Origin of the sequence: Dorea sp. 210702-DFI.3.17 (genome assembly GCF_020560825.1) — a bacterium.
Taxonomy (GTDB): Bacteria; Bacillota; Clostridia; order Lachnospirales; family Lachnospiraceae; genus Dorea; species Dorea formicigenerans.
On the sequence record NZ_JAJCNB010000075.1, the window covers coordinates 1 to 1,900 of the forward strand.

Consider the following 1,900-nt stretch of genomic DNA (forward strand, 5'->3'; position numbering starts at 1 on the left):
GATACCTTAATTATATCAGATATATGATTTTACGACCACTTTTTCAGTGGCGTCCCTAAAAGCGGTAATGTTCCCCGGATATATAACGTATCTTCTTCCGAAAATGTCTCAAAGGTTCCATTACATTTTTCAAATTTTTTTTGTATTTCAAATAAATTCCTGGTACTTTTTACCCGGTCAAGTTCTATTTTTATTGAAAGGACATCTTTCATATCCAGCAGAACCATTACTGCTCTTGTTTTTTGAAGGACACTCTCTATAATCTTTTCAAAAGACTCATATACCAAAATTGCATCTTTTCCGTAAAGGAATCCTTCTCCTTTTTTTTCTCCATAAGCCTTGATTCCATATAACCGCATATATTCCAATGATTCAGATAATGCAAGCCATAATTCTCCAACATTCAAGACTCCTGACTGCCTGGACATAATCAACAGATTTGAACACCGTTTTATATATACATTCAAAACTCCTCCATAGCAAAGTTTCTCTCTAATGTCCTGATCATTCTGCTCTAAGGAATCCAAAAGCTCATTTAATTCCTTTAGCTGCGGTGACACCTCTCTGGCAATTTCATTATATAACTGATTCTTTTCTTCCACCTTGATTTTCTTTTCAGATAATCTGATTGCTCCCTCCAGCATGGCATTTTCTTCAACCAGAACATCTCCAACATCTTCAAGATTTCTATTTAATTTCAAAATATCCGAAATATCTTTGTACCAAAATCCCCACCCTCCGCTGACTTCATGACTTCTTAATATTGTCTATTCGTCAGATAAAAGAACGGTTTTTCTTTTTGCAGTTATAATCTGCTCCTTCTTTACTGGCAGACATTTCTCTGAAGAATAAAAGATATTCCCTTCAAAATCCATAAGCCCACCGCCAGCCGACGAAACTTGCCACAAATCCATGTAGCTATCATTAGACGGAAGAAGTCGGGCTAAGATCAGACATTCCATAAACGCCGGAAAAATAAAACAAATTACTTCTGCCATTTTGTATAATGAAGGAAAAAGCCCCTTGGGACTTAATATATATATAATTGTGTACACTCCCCCGATTCCTAATGGAATCATCGGAATCCAGATTTTTCGGCGATTTTGTGAAAACGCACATCTGGAAAATGTGATCACCAGGATCATGGCACAGAATATCACAATCCAGCCAATTGCCAGAATATATAAAAATCCCCTTGTGTATTCCATTCCCCAATTCTGTATTCCATCTGGAAAACGAAAAGCAAGCTGATGAAAATCATTAGTCATAATTCCGCTTATCAAAATGAACGCCGGAATGTAAAGTATTCTCCACTTTCGCTCTAATTGATAATGATACGGTTTTCCAATATATAAAACTGCAAAAAACATCCATAGTACCGCAAGTGTCTGCGGAACATAATATAAATACCAGGCATATCGTGCATATACACTTCCACTTGGTAAAAAATCAAATTTTATCGTCCTTACTGCCATCAAAAATAACATCAAAGCAGCGACTCCACTTAAAAATTTACATTCCTCATTCTGCAAAAGTCTGCGTTTCACCTGACTGATCCAAATAAATAAAGCTGATGTATAAAGCAAAAAAATAATAATATTACAGGAATATCCCGGAATTACATTGAACAAAACACGAACCGGTCCACTCATAATAATCAAAAATATACATACCCAGTCCAAGAAAATTGTCTTTTTTATTTTCCTCAAATACCTCTCCTCCACCTGCAGACATAACCTCTTTTCTTTCATTGTATCGAAGATAGTATGAATTTGCAATGCAAAAGGGCACCCCTTTCTTCAAAAAGGGACACCCTTAATCAATGATGGGGACGTAGCATTTTAACATTTCAATGTCATTAAGTTAAGGATAAAATTGTAATTATTGAGGCTTTGACACT

At 35.7% G+C, this 1,900-nt stretch carries 2 protein-coding genes; both read right to left on the bottom strand.

Going from position 1 to position 1,900, the window contains the following annotated elements:
- Nucleotides 1-29: 29 nt before the first annotated feature.
- Complete coding sequence (locus LI149_RS14940) at nucleotides 30-701, bottom strand: hypothetical protein (protein WP_227143604.1); 672 nt, start codon at nucleotides 699-701, stop codon at nucleotides 30-32.
- A gap of 66 nt (nucleotides 702-767) precedes the next feature.
- Nucleotides 768-1,709, bottom strand: coding sequence for a histidine kinase N-terminal 7TM domain-containing protein (locus LI149_RS14945; RefSeq protein ID WP_227143605.1), 942 nt, complete (start codon nucleotides 1,707-1,709; stop codon nucleotides 768-770).
- Nucleotides 1,710-1,900: the final 191 nt, after the last annotated feature.